Genomic DNA, 17,776 nt, shown 5'->3' with positions numbered 1-17,776 from the left:
GATATAAATAAAGGCAGAGCCTTTAAAATTATCTCGTTCCCAATTTCTAACGGGGAATGCCATCACAGAGGCTCTGACTCTGATATAAATAAAGGCAGAGCCTTTAAAATTCATTCCCATACAGAGTATGGGAACGAGGGACACCCCATACCCTATTGCCTATACAATGAAAATATTACAAATTGTCCCCTCTATTTCCCTTATTTATGGTGGTCCTAGTCAAATGGTTTTAGGACTAGCACCAGCGTTAGCAAAAGCAAATGCAGAAGTTACTATTTTGACTACTGATAGTAATGGTGATAATGGTCAAAAACCACTTGATATACCTTTAAATATTCCCATCAAAAAAGATGGTTATGAAATCATTTATTTTCGCTGTGCGCCATTTCGCAGATATAAGTTTTCTCTGGGTTTACTAAAATGGCTAAAAGATAATGCTAAAAATTTTGATATTGCCCATATTCATGCTTTATTTTCTCCTGTTAGTAGTGCAGCAGCTATTGTTTGTCGTCAGCAAAACTTACCTTATATTTTACGTCCCTTGGGAACACTTGATCCAGCAGATTTACAAAAGAAAAAACAATTAAAAAACCTTTATGTTGCACTTTTAGAACGTGGTAATATAGCAGGTGCAGCCGCCATTCATTTTACCAGCGAACAAGAAGCAAAAATATCAGCAAGATTTGGAGTAACTACAAAAGATTTAGTGATACCTTTAGGTGTGATTCCGCCAAAAACTAATACTGAAGATGTGAGAATTAAGTTTGGTATTCCCAGTGATAAACCTGTAATTTTATTTATGTCTCGCATTGACCCGAAAAAGGGTTTAGATATATTAATTCCGGCATTAGAAAAATTATTAATAACAGGTTTTGATTTTCATTTTGTTTTAGCTGGTACGAATCCCCAAGACCCAATTTATGAACGGAAAATTAAATTGGAAATTGATAATTCACAGTTAAAATTACATACTACTATAACTGGTTTTGTGACTGGTGAAGCAAAAACAAGTTTATTGCAAACTGCTGATTTATTTGTTTTACCTTCATACTATGAAAATTTTGGTATTGCTGTAGCAGAAGCGATGGTAGCAGGTACACCTGTAGTTATTTCTGATCAAGTGCATATTTATCAACAGGTGCTAGATAGTGAGTCTGGTTGGGTGGGGACAACGGATGTAGAATCAATAGTGAAGTTATTAACAGCAGCTTTATTAAATCCCCAAGAATGTCAACGACGGGGGTTAAATGCTCAAAAATATGCTTTACAGAATTTTAGTTGGGATGCGATCGCACAACAAGTAATTCAAGCTTATCAAGAAATTATCAAAAAATAGGCTTAAACTCCTGAATTTTGGTGGATATGGGGTAATTAATTTGGAAATATTATATGAAATAGTATATTTTAATGTCACCAAGAGTTAAAAAATTTAAAATTTTGTTGCAACCTGGGAAATCTCGATGGGATAATAATTGTTTTGTGTCATGATGACACAGTAAAATAGTTATCTTTTCTAATTACAGGGAATCTCGCATGGCTCTCCGTCTTGGTGATACAGTACCCAACTTTACACAAGCCTCTACACACGGCGACATAGATTTTTACGAATGGGCAGGTGACAGCTGGGTAGTGCTGTTTTCTCACCCTGCTGACTTTACACCTGTTTGCACAACAGAATTAGGCACAGTTGCGAAGTTAAAACCAGAATTTGACAAACGCAACGTTAAAGCGATCGCTCTCAGTGTTGATGATGTAGAATCTCATAACGGCTGGGTGGGAGATATCGAAGAAACCCAAAGCACCACCCTCAACTACCCAATTCTGGCAGATGCAGACAAAAAGGTTTCTGACCTTTATGATATGATTCACCCTAACGCAGCTGCTAACATCACAGTGCGTTCCGTGTTTGTCATTGATCCCAACAAAAAACTGCGTCTTTCTTTCACCTACCCCCCCAGCACCGGACGCAACTTTGATGAACTATTGCGGGTAATTGACTCTTTGCAATTAACTGATAACTACAGCGTAGCTACACCAGCAGACTGGAAAGATGGTCAAGACTGCGTAATTGTTCCATCTTTGAAAGATCCCGAAGTTCTCAAAGAGAAATTCCCCAAAGGTTATCAAGAAATCAAACCTTATTTGCGGATGACTCCCCAACCTAACAAATAATTTCTAGTAACATCAATATTTCTATTCTTCGGGTGGGTTAACGACAGCGTAACCCACCATTTTTGTATATAGCAGCAGTCATCCGATTTTGGATTTTGGATTCACCCATCTACAACTTGTAAATTCTCTACTAACTAAAACATTTAGTAATAGTTTATAATTGGAGATATATCCTGATTCTGACAGTTGAGAAATACAGATTCCCAACTTCTTGTAAAAATATTGTCATTTATTTTATCCTATATAAAGCAGCTAAAAAACAAGCGCCATGCCCAAACGCCTCCTAGTTGTGGAATCACCCGGAAAAGTCAAAAAACTGAGTCAAATTCTCGGTGCAGATTGGATTGTTCGCGCTAGTTGTGGACATATCCGCGAACTCAGCAACGATGGTGATGATTCACTGGGATTTACAATGGATGGTAATAGTGTCCGCTGCAATTATGTCCCCCGTGACCAACGGGCAAAAGAAACAATTCAACAACTAAAAGCCGCTGTTAGGCAGGTTGATGAAGTCGTTTTAGCAACAGACCCAGACCGAGAAGGAGAAACCATTGCTTGGCATCTTAAAGAAACCCTGGGATTAAGAGAACCAAAACGAGTAGTTTATACAGAGATTACAGCATCAGCAGTAAAAGCGGCCATTGCACATCCGAGAAAACTTGACACCAATTTAATCGGTGCAGGATTATGTCGAGATTGTCTCGACAAGCTGGTAGGTTACAAAGGTAGTCCCCTAGTTTGGGCATTAAATAACGGTGCAAAAAGCGTAGGTAGAGTCCAAAGCGCCACATTACACTTAATTTGTCAGCGCGAAAGAGAAATTCAGGTTTTTGTCCCCCAAGATTACTGGAGTGTTTGGGTAGATTATCAAGAAGGATTCCGGGCTTTTTACAAAGGTACAGCCAATACTCCCACAGACACACCAGAAGCAGAAACAGAAACTCACGATGATGCAGTCGGTAATAACCCAGATAAACCCGAATCTAAGCGTGTTCTCTCGGAAGCAGAAGCCACAAGATTAGTTGAAGAAGCAAAACGTCATTCCCATCAAATTATTCACGTAGAAGGAAAACTCGTTTATCGTCAACCCCCTCCACCATTTACTACCTCCACTCTCCAACAAGCAGCGGGTTCAAAGCTGAAATTTGCTCCCGACAAAACCATGCAGGTAGCCCAAAAGCTATATGAGGCAGGGTTAATTACATATATGCGAACAGATTCAGTGATGTTGAGTCCTGATTTTTGTGCCAGTGCGCGTAAATGGTTGGAACAAAATGATCCCCAGAATGTCCCTCAGCAGGTAGCCAAGCACCGTAGTAGTAAAACTGCTCAGGAGGCACATGAAGCGATTCGTCCTACAGATGTTTTTCGTCCTTCGGTACAGTTACGGGCAGAATTACCTGAAGATGAGTTTAACCTGTATGTGATGATTTGGAAAAGAGCAGTTGCATCTCAATGTCGTCCCGCACAACTTCGTAAAACTCTGATAATTACGAAATCAGGTAATATTTTATGGCAAGCGAGAGGACAGGTAGTGGAATTCTACGGTTATGCAAAGTATTGGCCTAATCTTAGCAAAGATGCAGTTTTACCTTTATTGCAACAAGGACAGGCACTCACCTTAGAAAATGCCGGACATGACCAAAAACAGACCCAACCACCACCACGTTACAGTGAACCAAAACTGGTACAACTAATGGAACGCAAAGGAATTGGTCGTCCGAGTACCTATGCTCCTACAGTTGCTACTTTAAAGAAACGCAATTATGTGGAATTGAAAAAAGATAATCTTCAACCTACAGCTTTGGGGTTAGAAGTTGATGAGTTTTTACAAAAGGCTTTACCAGATTTATTAGAAGCGGAATTCACTGCCAAGATGGAGGATGCACTAGATGCAATCTCTGAAGGAAAAAACTCTTGGCAACATTACTTAACTACTTGGAATCAAAATTATTTTGTCCCTGCGCTTTCTAAAGCTAAAACTGTGGTTGTTAATCCATCAACTACAGCTAAAACTAATAATTTAGTTGAGCGCAAATATGAAACTTCTAAAACTCGTTGTCCTGATTGTAAGAACTGTTTAGCTAAAATTCCCAGTAGTAAAGTTAAAAAGAAATACTTTCTTAAATGTGTGAGTGGTTGTGAAAACATTGTTTTGTTTTGGAGCGATTTTCATAAAACGTGGGAAGCACCCAAAACTAAAACATCTCCAGATGAAAATGCTCCCAAGCCTTCAACAAAGGTGACTTCATATCCCTGTCCAGTATGCAAGAAACCTTTAGAGGAGTACAGTTACATTAAAGATGGGCAGAATAAAACTATGTTGCGGTGTTCTGGGCAAGAGTCCTGGAAGGATAAGAAACATAAAGATGTGGCTTATTTTCATACGGCAAAAGGGTGGTGGAGTCCTAAATTTGGTAATTTAGACCTTGGGAAGCCTGATTCAACAAATCAAGGAAATAGAAAAAAAATGGTCTCCCCGAATGGTTAAATTAGTTATGCTCAAATTTTTTCTTGAGAAATCATAGTTACATTATGTACAAACAAATAATTTTTATTGCCGCTGCAAGTGCAATAGTGAATTTATCATTATCACAGGCAAGTTTTGCGGCACCAAAAGGGTTTAAGACCCCAAGTGGCAATATTTTCTGTGAGCTAATGGAAGGTGAGGATACTAGTACAAATAGTTTACGCTGTGAAATTGCTAGTTCACTCAAACCCAAACCCCCTCAACCTTACTCTGGATATTGTGAATTTGACTGGGGACGTGGTTTTCTATTACCTGCGACAAGTAAACCGGAAATTCTGTGTATTAGTGATACCATTGCTGACCCGAATAAATCTGTTCTTGCTTATGGTCAGACCTGGAATAATGGCGGGTTTAAGTGCGTGTCACAAAAAATTGGAGTAACTTGTACTAATACTAATGGCACTGGTTTCTTCCTAAGCCGGGAAAAATGGCGAGTATTGGGTATTTCAAAACCTTAGTTTTGTGAAGATGAAGCTGTTTCATCAAGCGATACCACAGATTTCAATACTTGTCGGTTAAGGGGGGAAGGATTGGGGTTGATATTTTTTTATATTTTTAATCGGTTTAGTACCCTTTCGGCGACTGAAACTTTCCAATGCTCGCATTGCTGCAAGCGCAATTTATGGTTTCTAAAACTACCAATCCTCCTTAAAAAGAGAGATTTAGGGGTATCTCGATAAAACCTGATACTTCCCAAACAACTTCTTAGAAGAAATAAGAGTTTTGAATTAAATTTTTAGAAATATTCAATAAATTTAGCCATTAATAGCATCTAAAACATTATAAGCTTCATTCACTAATCTCATCTTCTCCTGTACCTGTTTTTGCATCTGTGGTTGATTCATAAATAAATCAGGATGCCATTTTTTCACCAGAGTTTTATATGCTTGTTTCACTTCAGCAAAAGAAGCATTAGGTTGTAAACCTAAAATTTGATAAGCACGAGCAATTTTATCTTTCTCTGCTTGTGTTTTTGGCGGATTTTGATACTGCTGTTTACCAGTCTGAGAACTTGAGGATTTCATATTAGCTTTCATTTGTGCTATTTCTTCATCCAGTTCCCAAGCGCGAAATTTTGCTTCTACTCCTGCGGGGTTTGCTGGAGGTGTATAAACCTGCTGACGTGGTGGTTCTACTTTTCTAGTAGTTTCCTGACGCGGAGGAGGTGGAGGGGTAGAAACCTGTTGACGTGGTGGTTCTACTTTCTTTTCTGGATATGTATATTTGGTACTATTTTCTTGAGTTGATGTTTGAGTATTTGCAGATTTAGCAGTTTCTTGATAAGGCTGATATTTGGTTTTGATATTAACTTTTTCTAACTCCGTCAATAATTGATTAAACCCAGTTTGTAATTGTTTGATGTTTTCACGTTTTTGACTAATTTCTCCTGGTTCTTGAGTAACTTGGAAATTAATTACTTTAGTAGCTTTTTGTTCATATTCAGCCAAAATAGATAAACCTTGACTACTTAAGTCAGACAAATATTTTTCAGCCGCAGTTATACAAATTTTTGCTACTTCTTGATGATAAGAATCTTTAGCTGATTTTATTTCGGTTTTTTGAATGTTTTTATTTAATAAATAAGAAATACTTCCCACGACAGCAGCACCCACAGGTCCACCTAATAACCAACCAATACCACTACCTACAGCTATTGAACCAGGTTCAGTTAAATCATTACTATTAATATTATTTGGTTTTGTGGGTAAGTTTAACTGGGGTGCGTTAGGAAAGGGAATTCTTAAATCTTCTGGTCTTTCTAATTTGAAAAAATCATCAGCTTGATACAACCATTTCATGATTGATAGTTGTAATTCTGTTAAGTCTTTTTTAAAAGTGCCTGTTTGCCAAGATTGTAAATTATTTTCTGCTAATGCAACTGCAATATCTCCTTGATATTTAGCCAGTAAGTTAGGTAAAGATAACCAATCTTGTAATTCATTTATGCTGACTTTAAAACCTCGATAAATTAGATTTTTAGCTTTTTGTTTAATTTCGATTTTGGCATTTTCCTTATCATCAAAGGTTTTAATTTCACTGCTAAGTTTATAAATTTTATCTACTAATAAAGGTTGAATTTGAGAAGTTATGGCTTGTACTCTCGGTAAACGAACTCCGCCGCTATTTTGTTGTAAAATTGCGACAATATTCTGCAAAGCTGTTTCAAAAGCTGCTAAACCGCTACTATTTGCAAGCGCAACATCACCTTTTAATCTAGCTCGTAAAGCAGGTAAAGCATCCACTCGATATAAATTACTAAAACCAGGAGGTAATTCAGCGCGGAAACTTTCAGCAACAAATAACAAACGATGATAAACTTGTTTTTGTTCTTCTGGTTCGAGTAAATTTAAGAAATTAGCCACAAAAATAACGGTTTTAATCCCACGTTCTAATAACCAATCTCGTAAATTTTCCCGTTCACCTAAAGTCATTAATTTACGAGCATCTAATAATTGTATAACTAAATCTGTGCCTAATAAGCGATCGCGCACTAAATTATCCTGTGCTTCTCTGTCATTAGTTCCCGGTAAATCAACAAATTCCACACCCCTTTCTAAAAAAGAATCAGGACAAAAAACTTCTACAGATGCAACATCTTTTCGCATCTGTCTATTTCCATCTAAAACTGCAAACTGTTGTAAAACTTCTGTTCCACTGCGGTAAATTTCTGTCCCATCGATTAACATAATGCGAGTGCAGAGAGTTGAACCATATTTAACAGTAATTGCAGCACCAGTAGTTGGGATTAAATCAATGGGTAAAGTGCGATTTCCCAACATTGCATTTAACAAAGTTGATTTACCATGATTAAAAGGACCAAATACCGCAATTTGAAAATTAGGATTGGCTAAATGATTACAGACAGCAGTTACATCTTTATATAGGGTTGATTCTGTATTCAAATCTATTAATTTACAAGCTGATTTAATAGAATCCGTGAGTTTGCTGTAATCTTGATATTTTTGGTGCATATTTCCTTGACTTAATAATTGGTATTCATTCAGATCCCCGACTTCTTGAAGAAGTCGGGGATCTTGTTGTGCGCCTCTACATTGAATTAGCTATAGTAAGCTAATAAATTGCTGTATGCAGATTCAATTTTTTGCAGTTGTTCAATGATACCTTCCTGCAAAGTTTTGAACCGTTTGAATTCAGTTTCTCGATTAATTTCGTGTGTCTCTTTTTGCTTGAGAAGATTGTCTAACTCCGATTTTCGGGAGTTAATATCATCATTAATGCGTTGACTAACTTCTCTTTCGTAAGCATCAAAACATTCTTTCACTGCATCATAAACAACTTGAGATTGTTCAGATGCGACTTGAGGAAGATATTTAACTAACTCTTTTTTCGCGGTTTTTACTAACTCCTTCCGTGCTTGGTCTGCTTGTAAAATTCCCACTCCCAAACCCAGCAGCGCAAAGCCTATTGGTCCGAGAAAAATACCTGTAACGGCTGTAATTATCCCACCAACACCAATCACAGTAAAGTAGTTTAAGAGGATATTTTTCCAATCAAAACCAGCACCAGCTAAAGCAACACCAGCTAAGTTACCTCTAGATAAAGATAATAATCCCATTGCCCATTTTGCCCAACCAGGTGAGTTATCATCTTCTGAAGTATTTGTGGCGTTAACTTTAACTGTTTGACCTGTTAATTTTTCGTTAATTTGATCGGTAACTTGACTGTAGGATGCACCATATTGTGCAGCAGAAAGAGATAATTCTCTAAATGCTGCATTCAGATCTTTTTCTGCGGTTAAAGTCCAAGCTGAAAATTTATCAGTGATATATTGTTCAAATGCTTTTTGTAATGCGTCGTTAAAAGCATCCCGTTTACCACTACTTAAGAAATCAAACAAATTTAAGTCTGGTTGATAGCGTAAGAAATCGTTCTCAAAAGTATTTCCTAAATTGAAAACGTAGCTGCGGAAAGATTCAGATATGGCTCTGGCTTTAGTATCTCTGGTGTTGATAATTTCTTTTTGGAATTGATCACGAATGTTATTGAGTTTGGTAAATTCAGGTTCAACTGAATCAATGCGTTGTTTCAATTCATCAACATCTTTATCAAGTAAAGGAATACGTCTATCAATTGCTTCGCGGGTATGATTTACAGCTTGTCTAGCTAAAGTTCTGACTTGACGTAATTCTGCGATCGCTCTTTCCCTAGTCAAAAAGGTATTCAACGCCCCCATAAACTCAGGAAAACCAGTTTTACTTAAATCAGCCTGGGGATTTTTTAACCTGCGTCTGAGTGCTTGAATTGATGAAAGCTCAAACACTCGCTCATCATAAATATCTTGTCCATCTAGATAACAATATTCAGCTAAATTGGCCTTAAATACTTGTCTGAGTCTAGTTTCGGCTGCTTCCAACTCTTCCAAATCATCAGGATCAATTAATGATTCCTTCACCTGATCCCAAGCATTAACTAAGAAGAAAACCGATAAACCCCGACCTTTGATATAATTCTCTAAATATCGTCTTTCACCTAAAGTACAAGGTTGAGAAGCTCGCATCACAAATAAAATTGCATGACAGTTATTCACATAACCTAATGATAACTCATTGCGTGCTTCCGTATCGTTTAACCCTGGACTATCAACAATTTCAATCCCCTTTTCCAACAAAGTTAAAGGATATTCAACTACTGCATAATCAACATCAGGAAAGGCTTGTTTTTTCTCCTGCTCTAATTTCTTGGCTTCTGCTGGATCAATAGTATATTTATATTTAAAGCTTTGAAAATCTAATTGTTGGGGACTTTTACCATCATTAAAATGAATGGTAACTTTTTTCTCTGCTCCATAGCGTAAAACAGTTAATACTGCTGTACAGGGATTGACATCACTGGGTAATAAATTTTCTCCTATTAAAGCATTGAGAAACGTACTTTTACCCCGTTTCATATCTCCTAAAACCAAAAGCCGAAATACTCCTTGGCTGAGATTTTTACTGGCAACGGTAATATCTTCAATATCTCGTGATAAACTAAGTTTACCTGAAGAATTATCACCAGCTAATTCAGCTTGATTAATTGTCTCAGCCAGCTTACTTAGACAAACAGAAATTTCAGAACGGACTTGAGCAACACGCTCTAAATCACTGATAAATTTGTCAGTATCAACTTGATAATTCATGGTGATGAAACTCTATTTATTGTTTTTGAACTTTGATTCTAGGAAGAGTTTATAAGCCAAAAAAGCCAACGCACCGAAAATAACAAATCCAGCCAAAACTGAAGCAACGCGAACTGCGACGAGTGTTGCAACTGCCAGACCAAAAAGTTTTGCACCAAGAATAGCCTTTCTCATTCCAGATTTTTGGGAATTTTCTGGCTGATGTTTCTCGGTTTCATACAAAGGCGCTTCATGAGCATGGATTCTATCTTCCATTTCCCGAAGTCGCATTTCAACTTTACTTTGCAGTTCTCGATTGTGTTCATCTGGTGATGTCATCTGTATCCACCCCATCTAGTTAGTTCTGTTGTATTTTAACTTACGCTAATAATAGCAACCAAAAGTAAAACCACAGCTTCAGCCTCAATTATCTCAGCAGATGAACTGGAAAGAGTTATCTTGACTCATTCACTGAGATTCAACATTTTTTAGCTGCTTTTCGGAAATTGAGGAAAAATTTCTGACTTGGGGGAGTGTCAGACATTGAGAATAGATTCAGCAATACGGCAAAATTTGAGAGGGAACAACTCAACTCAATTAACATGGATATAAAACAAGGATTTGTCGGCACTATTGGCAACACACCGCTGATTCGCTTAAACAGCTTCAGTGAAGAAACCGGTTGCGAAATTTTGGCCAAAGCCGAATTTCTTAATCCTGGTGGTTCAGTCAAAGACCGCGCTGCACTTTACATCATCGAAGATGCAGAAGCAAAAGGTTTACTCAAACCCGGTGGTACTGTGGTGGAAGGAACTGCTGGTAATACTGGGATTGGACTAGCGCACATTTGTAATGCTAAAGGTTATAAATGCCTGATTATTATTCCTGATACCCAATCCCAAGAAAAAATAGACGCTCTTACCACCCTGGGTGCAGAAGTTCGTCCGGTTCCCGCTGTACCTTACAAAGACCCTAATAACTACGTCAGGCTATCTGGTAGAATTGCGGCCGAGATGGAAAACGCTATTTGGGCTAATCAATTTGATAACTTGGCTAACCGTAATGCCCATTACGAGACCACAGGGCGAGAAATTTGGACACAGACAGACGGTAAAATAGATGGTTGGGTGGCAGCAACCGGTACAGGTGGGACTTTTGCCGGTGTAGCGATGTGCCTTAAAGAAAAAAATTCGGCTGTTAAATGCGTCGTTGCTGATCCGATGGGTAGCGGTCTATACAGCTATATCAAAACTGGCGAAATCAAGATAGAAGGCAATTCTATTACAGAAGGTATTGGTAACAGTCGCATTACAGCTAATATGGAAGGCGCACCTGTTGATGATGCCATTCAAGTTGATGATACAGAAGCCTTACGAGTTGTTTACCAGTTGCTGCGAAAAGATGGTTTATTAATGGGTGGTTCGACTGGGATTAATGTTGGTGCTGCTGTAGCTTTAGCGAAACAGTTAGGACCAGGACATACTATTGTTACTATCTTGTGTGACAGTGGTTCTCGCTATCAGTCACGCATATTTAACCACGAATGGTTGGCTAGTAAAGGATTGGTTATTAGTTAGGATTTTTGGCGTTGCTGATTAAGAGTATGATTTTGTTTCACGCAGAGGCGCTCCAGTCACAGAGAGTAAGAGTTTGAAATCATTGATTTTTCAATTTCATACCCTAATTCAGCAACGCCGGATTTTTTTTCTATTCATCGTCACCATTTCATAGGAAATGGGGGCGATGACAAAACCTACAGATTATTAGACCTCTCCGGAAATATGGTAGAGACGTTCCGCCGGAACGTCTCTACAAGGGTTTCAAACCACGCACATTTAATTACCGGAGATGTCTATTACTTAGAGCAGCTATCAGCGGTAACTAGATTCACAAAGCGAGTAGTATTGTCAAAAGTTTAAACCTCAGTGATTTCATGGTATTGAATAATATTTGCGGACTCATTGAACCAATAATCTTCGTGGCTTTCTTCCCGAAGAGTGTCAAAAGACCGTTATTTTTTTGACTACAAAAACTGAAATCACCTATCACAACAAAAGGTTGTTGTTACCAAAAACCTATATACTAGACTAGAATTTCGATAGATTTGAGATTTTTGTTAATTGGGATACCATAAACTATTAATTTTTAGATGAAATACTAGATAGTTTTTCATATTTTTGAGTAGAAACTCAATCCAGTATCATCAAAAAATCCCCGTATGGTGTGAACATCAAGAGAGGAGTGAAATAATGGATTTACGCGGAGATGCATTGCAAATCCTCAAAGAAACCAGTCGAACTTTTTATATCCCCATCAGTATTTTACCGTCAGGGTTGCAAGAAGGAGTGGCATCAGCCTACTTGTGTATGCGTGCCATTGACGAAATTGAAGATCATCCACAATTGGATAATGCCACCAAAGCACATCTGTTGCGAAACATTAGTCAGACATTACAAGCAGGGGTTGATGGTTTTCCGGTAGATGCTTTCTCTGTAGGATTCAAAGGGTACGAAAATTCTTTAGCAGAAGTGAGTCTGCGGGTAAGAGAATGGTCAATACTAGCACCTGAGAGCATTGCCCCCCGCATTTGGGATGCAACCGCCGCAATGGCAGATAGGATGGCTTTTTGGGCAGAAAGAAACTGGAAAATTGAAACAGAATCTGATTTAGACCGTTACACATTTGGGGTGGCAGGTGCGGTGGGCTTGTTACTTTCAGATTTATGGTCTTGGTACGATGGAACTGAAACTAACCGAACTCAAGCGATTGGTTTTGGTCGGGGTTTACAGGCTGTAAATATTCTCCGCAATAATACTGAAGATTTAACCCGTGGTGTGGACTTTTTTCCAGAAGGTTGGAATCACGATCATCTCCAAAAATATGCTCGTCGTAATCTGGCCTTGGCTGATAGTTATACTAACTCTCTACCTCCTGGACCGGCTTTGCAATTCTGTCAAATTCCTCTGGCCTTAGCTCATGGTACTCTTGATGCTTTGGCTAATGGTAAGGAAAAACTTAGCCGTAGTGATGTTTATGCTTTGATTGAAAACCTGATGGATGTCAATGTCAAAGCTGGTTAAATGTCTTTGAAGATATAGCCATCCTACATCCTATTTGATTTATCTAACCTTTGCAGCCGTAGCCATAAATCAAAAGGACAAGATTCCCGACTTCTCACAGAATTCGGGAATCTTAATGAATTATGAATTACGAATTACACGGTGTTTTTGCAAATCCTCTAAATTACAAGCTTCTAAAGCTCTAGAGTGGGTAGCTTCTAGAACAACTGGAGGTGCAATACCCGCTTCTAGGGCTTCTTGCCATCTGGCTGCACATAAACACCAACAATCTCCAGGTTTTAAGCCGGGAAAGTTGAAACCAGGTGCAGGTGTACTTAAATCATTTCCTTGGGATTTTGTATACTCTAAAAATTCTTCTGTTACTTGAGCGCAAACAACGTGCATCCCAAAATCCTGGCCACCTGTATTGCAGAAACCGTCGCGGTAATATCCAGTCATGGGAGACGTGCAGCAAAGTTCTAGTTTTGTACCGAGTACGTTTTTAGCTTCTGTCATTTTTTTAGATTGTGTAACGAACTACAGAGACGCAGAGGAAACAGAGAGAAGAACCAAAATTATTAACTGAACTTTATTTTATCCTTCTAGTTTTTTAACCCATATTGGACATGATGTAAGGGTGTTGAGCAAAGATTGATCTGCTGTCCAAAATTCCGCAGATTCTAGTTCGGCAACTGCCAAAAAAGCAGCATCATAGAGAGTTGCCAGAGAGAATTTTTCGGCGATCGCATAGGTTTTTGCACGGATAGCATCGCTATCAAGGTAGTCAATGGGCATTTGGCAGAAATCATCATAAAAACCTTCTGCGTGTGCTGCGGTAATTGCTCCCAATCTCACTTTTTTTCGCAACACTGACCCAACTTCAGCCCATGCAAATGCCGGAGCAACTAAAGGCACATTTGATGTCAACAAGGGAATAATCAAGTTTCTGGCTTGGGGTTGCAGTGTTTCAGGTAGAAGATAAGGAATCCAAACACTGGTGTCAATACACTTAGTCACGCCTTCCCTCACCTGCGCGCAACTGACGAATCAAGTCCACTGAGGTTGATTGAATACCTGTTGTAGCTTCTACTTCGGCACTACGAGCCACAATTCGTTGATGGGCTGCTAAGGCTCGCCTTCGTCGCACTTCGCGAGCGATCGCTTCCACAACCATCTCGTTAAAAGACTCACTGCTTTCTCGCAACTGCTTTGCTTGTTGAAGCAAGACCGCAGGAATACGGATAGTTACAGCTTCTCGTTCCATAGTTACAGTTGATGTAATTATTTTATGATATCATGTATTGTAACTATAGTCTATGTTTTAAATTTGAATTTCCTAAATATCCAATCACATTGAAAAAATGAAACAGCCAAATATTACCATCAGAAAAGCAACCATAGATGATCATCAGTCCGTGATTAATTATGCACTCAAACTTATTCATCAACATCAAAATTTCAATCCTTTTAGGTTTGTTGAATTTGAAAATCACGAACAACAGCTTTTTTATTTTTTTGCTGAAGAAATTGTCAATCCAAAAGCAGTTGTTTTAGTTGTAGAAGTAGAAAATGAAATTGTTGGTTATTCCTTTATACGGTTAGAAGAAAGCAGTTTTGTTGATATTGCACCAGCAGCGGTATGGCTTCATGATATATACATTGATGAATCTGCGCGGGGAATGGGAGCAGGAAAATTGCTGTTAGATGCTTCCATAAATGCAGCAAAACAGTTAGGATCACAAATATTGATACTTCAAGTTGCAGCCCAAAATGAATTTGCAAAGCAGTTATTTGAAGCTAATGGATTTAATGTGGCAACTTACGAGATGATGATGAATTTAAATGAATGAGAATAAAGGTTTAATCAATCAAGACACTGGTGAGATATAATTTGATTACCACAAAATATGGATCTATCTATGAAATTTAAAATAATTGATATTCAAGAAGACACAAATCTTAATTGCTACTCTGTGCTTACAGTAGTGAGCATTCGTGATTTCATAGAATTTATTCAACCTATTCACGAACAAAAAGGCAACCTTGATGAGCAGAGAGAAGTTTTACAAACTAGGTCTGCTAAAATTATTCGTAATCAAATGGTCGAAGATTTGAAAGAGGGTGGAATACTACCTCCTATAGTATTAGGAATTATTTATGATAGCAAAAAAATAAAAAAAATAAATGAAGATAATTTTTTTAGCTTGATTGAAAATAAACTTAACAATAAGGAAGAAAAAGAAAATATTATTACTATTTTAGATGGGATGCAAAGAATACAAGCATTAAAAGATGCGATGAGAAAATGCAATATTAATCATAATCTTAGAGTTGAATTTTGGTTTGCTCAAGATGAAGGTGATTTATTGTATAGAATGTTGGTACTCAACTCTGGCCAAATTCCTTGGGGAATTGATAAACAATTAGAGGTAGTTTTTAGACCAATTTTGCAAAAATTAAAATATCGTATTCCTCATTTAGACAATTTAATTTCACAAAAATTATATAAACAGTCAGAAATTGTAGAACTATTTTTGGCATTTACTTCTAGAAAAGTCAGAATTGACAAAAAACAACAATTAGCTGAATATCATGCAGCTTTAGATATTATGAGTTTAATTAGGGAAAAATCGGGACATATTATTGATAAATTTGAAACCATTTTTGTATTGATGACCGACATTGATCAACTACTCTCAGAAATTGAAGACCGCTATGTTTTCAATAATCAAACTGTAAGAGTTGGTTTTATGGTAGCTTGTGCGGAAAAAACTTTTGGTTTATTGGGAAGCAATCTTGAAAAAGACCATACACAAGTAGAGGATAATTTTAACAATATAGTTTTCAAATTAAAGAAACTTAGAAGCAAAATTCAATTCCAAGACCGTCATAACTTTCTTGCCTTGAATATTTTAAAAGAAAACTTACGTTCTATTCCCAAAGAAAAACATAGACAAGCTTTTTTAGATGGATTCAAAGTAATTTTTTCTGAACCTGAAATTAATTCTTTTGCAGTTTGCTGGCATAAAATGTACTAAAAATATGGCAAGAAATATAACAAGCTCAATCAAAAAAGTTGTAGAAAAAATACAAGCTGTTGTTAATACACAAGAAAAATACACAATAGATGGTGAAGAAACTTGTATACACTGGCTAAAATACCTAAATATTGATAAGACAATACGATTATTTCCTAATTTTTATAGTTCGTGGTTAACTTATGAAAATGAGAATTATTTAGTATTGGTCAATCATAAATTTAAAGATAAAATTCCCCCTTTTTTACAAGAGGAAGCTCTTAACTCAGGTGCTTGGGTCGCTATTGTTGACGAATTAGAATTACCTCTTACGGGAGATACTGATATATTACAGGAAATTTTGGAAAGTGATTGGGAAATAAATCAAAAAGGATTTAAACAAGTTCAGTTTGATACAGTAATAGGTAATTTTAACCTCAAAGATTGTTTCCCGACTATTTCTTTGTATAAAATAATAAGCAGATTTACTCAAAAAGAAGAACTCAGCCAAATTACAGGTATTTGCCTAAGCAAAAGCAAAAGTTATTGTTTGCTACCATATAGTACAGAGGTTTTACAAGGGTTTAAAAATACATTTGAGAGCGGAAACCAATATATTCCTTTTGAAAATATTTTGGCGAGTTATGTAGCCTCCGATTTCAAGTTTGCTTATTTAGATTTATATAGGTGCATAGAACGATTACAGCCTCTATATTTTTTAAAACCTTTTTATGATAAATTGGCATTGGTAAATAAATCTCTGGAAGATTTTTATCGTGATTTTTCTGACCATATAAATTTACAGCCTAGATTTGAAGATTCTCTAAAAAAGCTCCTGGAATCAATAGACATTGATTACCAATATGAATACCCTAACAAACAAAATAAACAAAATAATTTGGATAGACTTATCAATCAAATCAAAGAATTTCGTATGGATTTTGATGAAAATTTAAAATTAGAACCTAAATGTGAAGAGTTTTTAAATATTCTTCTTGCATTAATTGAATCTATTGACAATAATACAAATAAAAAAAATAAGATTCCTAGTTCCTATTTGAATAAGCTGAGAAATGAAATTGTTCATTTGCGTCCAAAGCAAACTAATGATTTAATACCCAAATCTATTGCTGATTGGAACTTACTAATCTTAGATATGCTCACAATAGTTCAAGAACTTTATAAAGCTAATCAAGACTTATTAACTTGATTAGGAAATCAGTATTTTACTTTATTCTGGATAAACCAAAAAATCAGCATCGATAACTTGAGAACTACTATAAGGATTTTCAGCCGGAAAAATTGTATCAGGTAAATTAGTTTCCTGAATTGCTAAATCTACACCATCTTGATAAGCAGAAACAATTGCTTCCGATAAATAAGATTTCAGACTGGGGTTTTCTTCAAGAAGTTCTTTAATCCGACGACGTTGTTCTCTAATTGTTGCTTTCCAGCTATTACTGCGTTTATCGCTTTGATACTGCCATTTCAGTAAATGTCCAATCAGAATACCAAGTCTATTTCTCAATTCTTGCTTTTCTCGCTTACCCAAAGATTCAATTTCCTCTATTAAATTTAAAATATCAAGTTGATTTAGTTTTCCTTGTTTTAATAGTTGTGCCTGTTCCAATGTCCAAGCATAAAAATCAGTTTCATAAAGTTTTGATGTCATAGTATTATCTCCCGTTGTACAAATAATCAGCGGCTGTTATCCTTTCATTATTTCAAATACCTCTATTGTAGATCAGTAATTATAGATAAAGTATGAATCAGAATCAGGATTTACTAGATTTGAAGATTAACAGAATTGAGTGTAAATAAATTACTCTTCCATCCTGTAAATCCATTAATCCTGGTAATCCTGATTCAGACACTTCTC

At 36.8% G+C, this 17,776-nt stretch carries 16 protein-coding genes; 9 read left to right on the top strand and 7 right to left on the bottom strand.

All coding sequences use genetic code 11. The features are described 5' to 3' along the window. Positions 1-166: 166 nt before the first annotated feature. From hpsP to H6G06_RS03595, 4 genes are all read left to right on the top strand, one after another. Complete coding sequence (hpsP, locus tag H6G06_RS03610) at positions 167-1,336, top strand: hormogonium polysaccharide biosynthesis glycosyltransferase HpsP (protein WP_190557130.1); 1,170 nt, start codon at positions 167-169, stop codon at positions 1,334-1,336. Between the two features lie 197 nt (positions 1,337-1,533). After that, positions 1,534-2,172, top strand: a complete 639-nt coding sequence (locus H6G06_RS03605; RefSeq protein WP_190557128.1) for a peroxiredoxin — start codon at positions 1,534-1,536, stop codon at positions 2,170-2,172. A gap of 268 nt (positions 2,173-2,440) precedes the next feature. Continuing rightward, positions 2,441-4,663, top strand: coding sequence for a type I DNA topoisomerase (topA, locus tag H6G06_RS03600; RefSeq protein ID WP_190557126.1), 2,223 nt, complete (start codon positions 2,441-2,443; stop codon positions 4,661-4,663). Between the two features lie 44 nt (positions 4,664-4,707). Next, complete coding sequence (locus tag H6G06_RS03595; protein ID WP_190557125.1) at positions 4,708-5,160, top strand: DUF6636 domain-containing protein; 453 nt, start codon at positions 4,708-4,710, stop codon at positions 5,158-5,160. A 297-nt stretch (positions 5,161-5,457) separates the two neighbouring features. Here H6G06_RS03595 and H6G06_RS03590 read toward each other — a convergent pair whose 3' ends face one another. The 3 genes from H6G06_RS03590 to H6G06_RS03580 all read right to left on the bottom strand — a co-directional run bounded on the left by H6G06_RS03590 (position 5,458) and on the right by H6G06_RS03580 (position 10,160). Next, positions 5,458-7,674 (bottom strand): dynamin family protein, encoded by a 2,217-nt coding sequence (locus tag H6G06_RS03590; protein WP_190557123.1) that lies wholly within the window; start codon positions 7,672-7,674, stop codon positions 5,458-5,460. A gap of 86 nt (positions 7,675-7,760) precedes the next feature. After that, positions 7,761-9,842 (bottom strand): dynamin family protein, encoded by a 2,082-nt coding sequence (locus H6G06_RS03585; RefSeq protein WP_190557120.1) that lies wholly within the window; start codon positions 9,840-9,842, stop codon positions 7,761-7,763. 12 nt (positions 9,843-9,854) lie between these two features. Then, complete coding sequence (locus tag H6G06_RS03580; RefSeq protein WP_190557119.1) at positions 9,855-10,160, bottom strand: hypothetical protein; 306 nt, start codon at positions 10,158-10,160, stop codon at positions 9,855-9,857. Between the two features lie 263 nt (positions 10,161-10,423). Here H6G06_RS03580 and H6G06_RS03575 point away from each other — a divergent pair, with 263 nt between their 5' ends. Continuing rightward, the gene (locus H6G06_RS03575) at positions 10,424-11,398 is read left to right on the top strand and encodes a cysteine synthase A (RefSeq protein WP_190557117.1); all 975 of its coding nucleotides are present in this window, start codon (positions 10,424-10,426) and stop codon (positions 11,396-11,398) included. 672 nt (positions 11,399-12,070) lie between these two features. Next, the gene (locus tag H6G06_RS03570) at positions 12,071-12,901 is read left to right on the top strand and encodes a squalene/phytoene synthase family protein (protein WP_190557114.1); all 831 of its coding nucleotides are present in this window, start codon (positions 12,071-12,073) and stop codon (positions 12,899-12,901) included. A gap of 120 nt (positions 12,902-13,021) precedes the next feature. Here H6G06_RS03570 and H6G06_RS03565 read toward each other — a convergent pair whose 3' ends face one another. The 3 genes from H6G06_RS03565 to H6G06_RS03555 form a co-directional block, all read right to left on the bottom strand. Further along, on the bottom strand, positions 13,022-13,396 hold the full coding sequence (locus H6G06_RS03565) for a DUF2237 family protein (protein WP_190557112.1): 375 nt from the start codon (positions 13,394-13,396) through the stop codon (positions 13,022-13,024). 78 nt (positions 13,397-13,474) lie between these two features. Beyond that, entirely contained in the window at positions 13,475-13,897 is a 423-nt protein-coding gene (locus H6G06_RS03560) for a PIN domain-containing protein (protein ID WP_190557110.1), read from the bottom strand. Continuing rightward, a complete protein-coding gene (locus H6G06_RS03555) occupies positions 13,890-14,144 on the bottom strand; it encodes a YlcI/YnfO family protein (RefSeq protein ID WP_190557108.1) in 255 nt (84 codons plus the stop codon). The genes H6G06_RS03560 and H6G06_RS03555 overlap by 8 nt, the downstream gene beginning before the upstream one ends. Before the next feature lie 97 nt (positions 14,145-14,241). Between H6G06_RS03555 and H6G06_RS03550 the strand changes: the two genes are divergently transcribed. The 3 genes from H6G06_RS03550 to H6G06_RS03540 are packed head-to-tail and all read left to right on the top strand — an operon-like array spanning position 14,242 to position 17,107. Continuing rightward, a complete protein-coding gene (locus H6G06_RS03550; RefSeq protein WP_190557106.1) occupies positions 14,242-14,730 on the top strand; it encodes a GNAT family N-acetyltransferase in 489 nt (162 codons plus the stop codon). Between the two features lie 57 nt (positions 14,731-14,787). After that, a complete protein-coding gene (locus tag H6G06_RS03545) occupies positions 14,788-15,918 on the top strand; it encodes a hypothetical protein (protein ID WP_242039582.1) in 1,131 nt (376 codons plus the stop codon). Between the two features lie 4 nt (positions 15,919-15,922). Further along, positions 15,923-17,107, top strand: a complete 1,185-nt coding sequence (locus H6G06_RS03540; protein ID WP_242039581.1) for a CDK-activating kinase assembly factor MAT1 — start codon at positions 15,923-15,925, stop codon at positions 17,105-17,107. A gap of 21 nt (positions 17,108-17,128) precedes the next feature. On the opposite strand, the gene H6G06_RS03535 is transcribed toward H6G06_RS03540, so the two are convergent. Beyond that, a complete protein-coding gene (locus H6G06_RS03535) occupies positions 17,129-17,569 on the bottom strand; it encodes a DUF29 domain-containing protein (protein ID WP_190557104.1) in 441 nt (146 codons plus the stop codon). Between the last annotated feature and the right edge of the window lie 207 nt (positions 17,570-17,776).

Source organism: Anabaena sphaerica FACHB-251, from assembly GCF_014696825.1.
GTDB lineage: Bacteria > Cyanobacteriota > Cyanobacteriia > Cyanobacteriales > Nostocaceae > RDYJ01.
Note: the sequence above shows the minus strand (reverse complement) of the source record. Positions and strands in the feature narration are given on the sequence as shown.

What these genes read in the sequence shown, in the direction of transcription:
- hpsP (WP_190557130.1), top strand. Translation starts at nt 167, where the DNA reads ATGAAAATATTACAAATTGTCCCCTCTATTTCCCTTATTTATGGTGGT.
- H6G06_RS03605 (WP_190557128.1), top strand. Translation starts at nt 1,534, where the DNA reads ATGGCTCTCCGTCTTGGTGATACAGTACCCAACTTTACACAAGCCTCT.
- topA (WP_190557126.1), top strand. Translation starts at nt 2,441, where the DNA reads ATGCCCAAACGCCTCCTAGTTGTGGAATCACCCGGAAAAGTCAAAAAA.
- H6G06_RS03595 (WP_190557125.1), top strand. Translation starts at nt 4,708, where the DNA reads ATGTACAAACAAATAATTTTTATTGCCGCTGCAAGTGCAATAGTGAAT.
- H6G06_RS03590 (WP_190557123.1), bottom strand. Translation starts at nt 7,674, where the DNA reads ATGCACCAAAAATATCAAGATTACAGCAAACTCACGGATTCTATTAAA.
- H6G06_RS03585 (WP_190557120.1), bottom strand. Translation starts at nt 9,842, where the DNA reads ATGAATTATCAAGTTGATACTGACAAATTTATCAGTGATTTAGAGCGT.
- H6G06_RS03580 (WP_190557119.1), bottom strand. Translation starts at nt 10,160, where the DNA reads ATGACATCACCAGATGAACACAATCGAGAACTGCAAAGTAAAGTTGAA.
- H6G06_RS03575 (WP_190557117.1), top strand. Translation starts at nt 10,424, where the DNA reads ATGGATATAAAACAAGGATTTGTCGGCACTATTGGCAACACACCGCTG.
- H6G06_RS03570 (WP_190557114.1), top strand. Translation starts at nt 12,071, where the DNA reads ATGGATTTACGCGGAGATGCATTGCAAATCCTCAAAGAAACCAGTCGA.
- H6G06_RS03565 (WP_190557112.1), bottom strand. Translation starts at nt 13,396, where the DNA reads ATGACAGAAGCTAAAAACGTACTCGGTACAAAACTAGAACTTTGCTGC.
- H6G06_RS03555 (WP_190557108.1), bottom strand. Translation starts at nt 14,144, where the DNA reads ATGGAACGAGAAGCTGTAACTATCCGTATTCCTGCGGTCTTGCTTCAA.
- H6G06_RS03550 (WP_190557106.1), top strand. Translation starts at nt 14,242, where the DNA reads ATGAAACAGCCAAATATTACCATCAGAAAAGCAACCATAGATGATCAT.
- H6G06_RS03545 (WP_242039582.1), top strand. Translation starts at nt 14,788, where the DNA reads ATGGATCTATCTATGAAATTTAAAATAATTGATATTCAAGAAGACACA.
- H6G06_RS03540 (WP_242039581.1), top strand. Translation starts at nt 15,923, where the DNA reads ATGGCAAGAAATATAACAAGCTCAATCAAAAAAGTTGTAGAAAAAATA.
- H6G06_RS03535 (WP_190557104.1), bottom strand. Translation starts at nt 17,569, where the DNA reads ATGACATCAAAACTTTATGAAACTGATTTTTATGCTTGGACATTGGAA.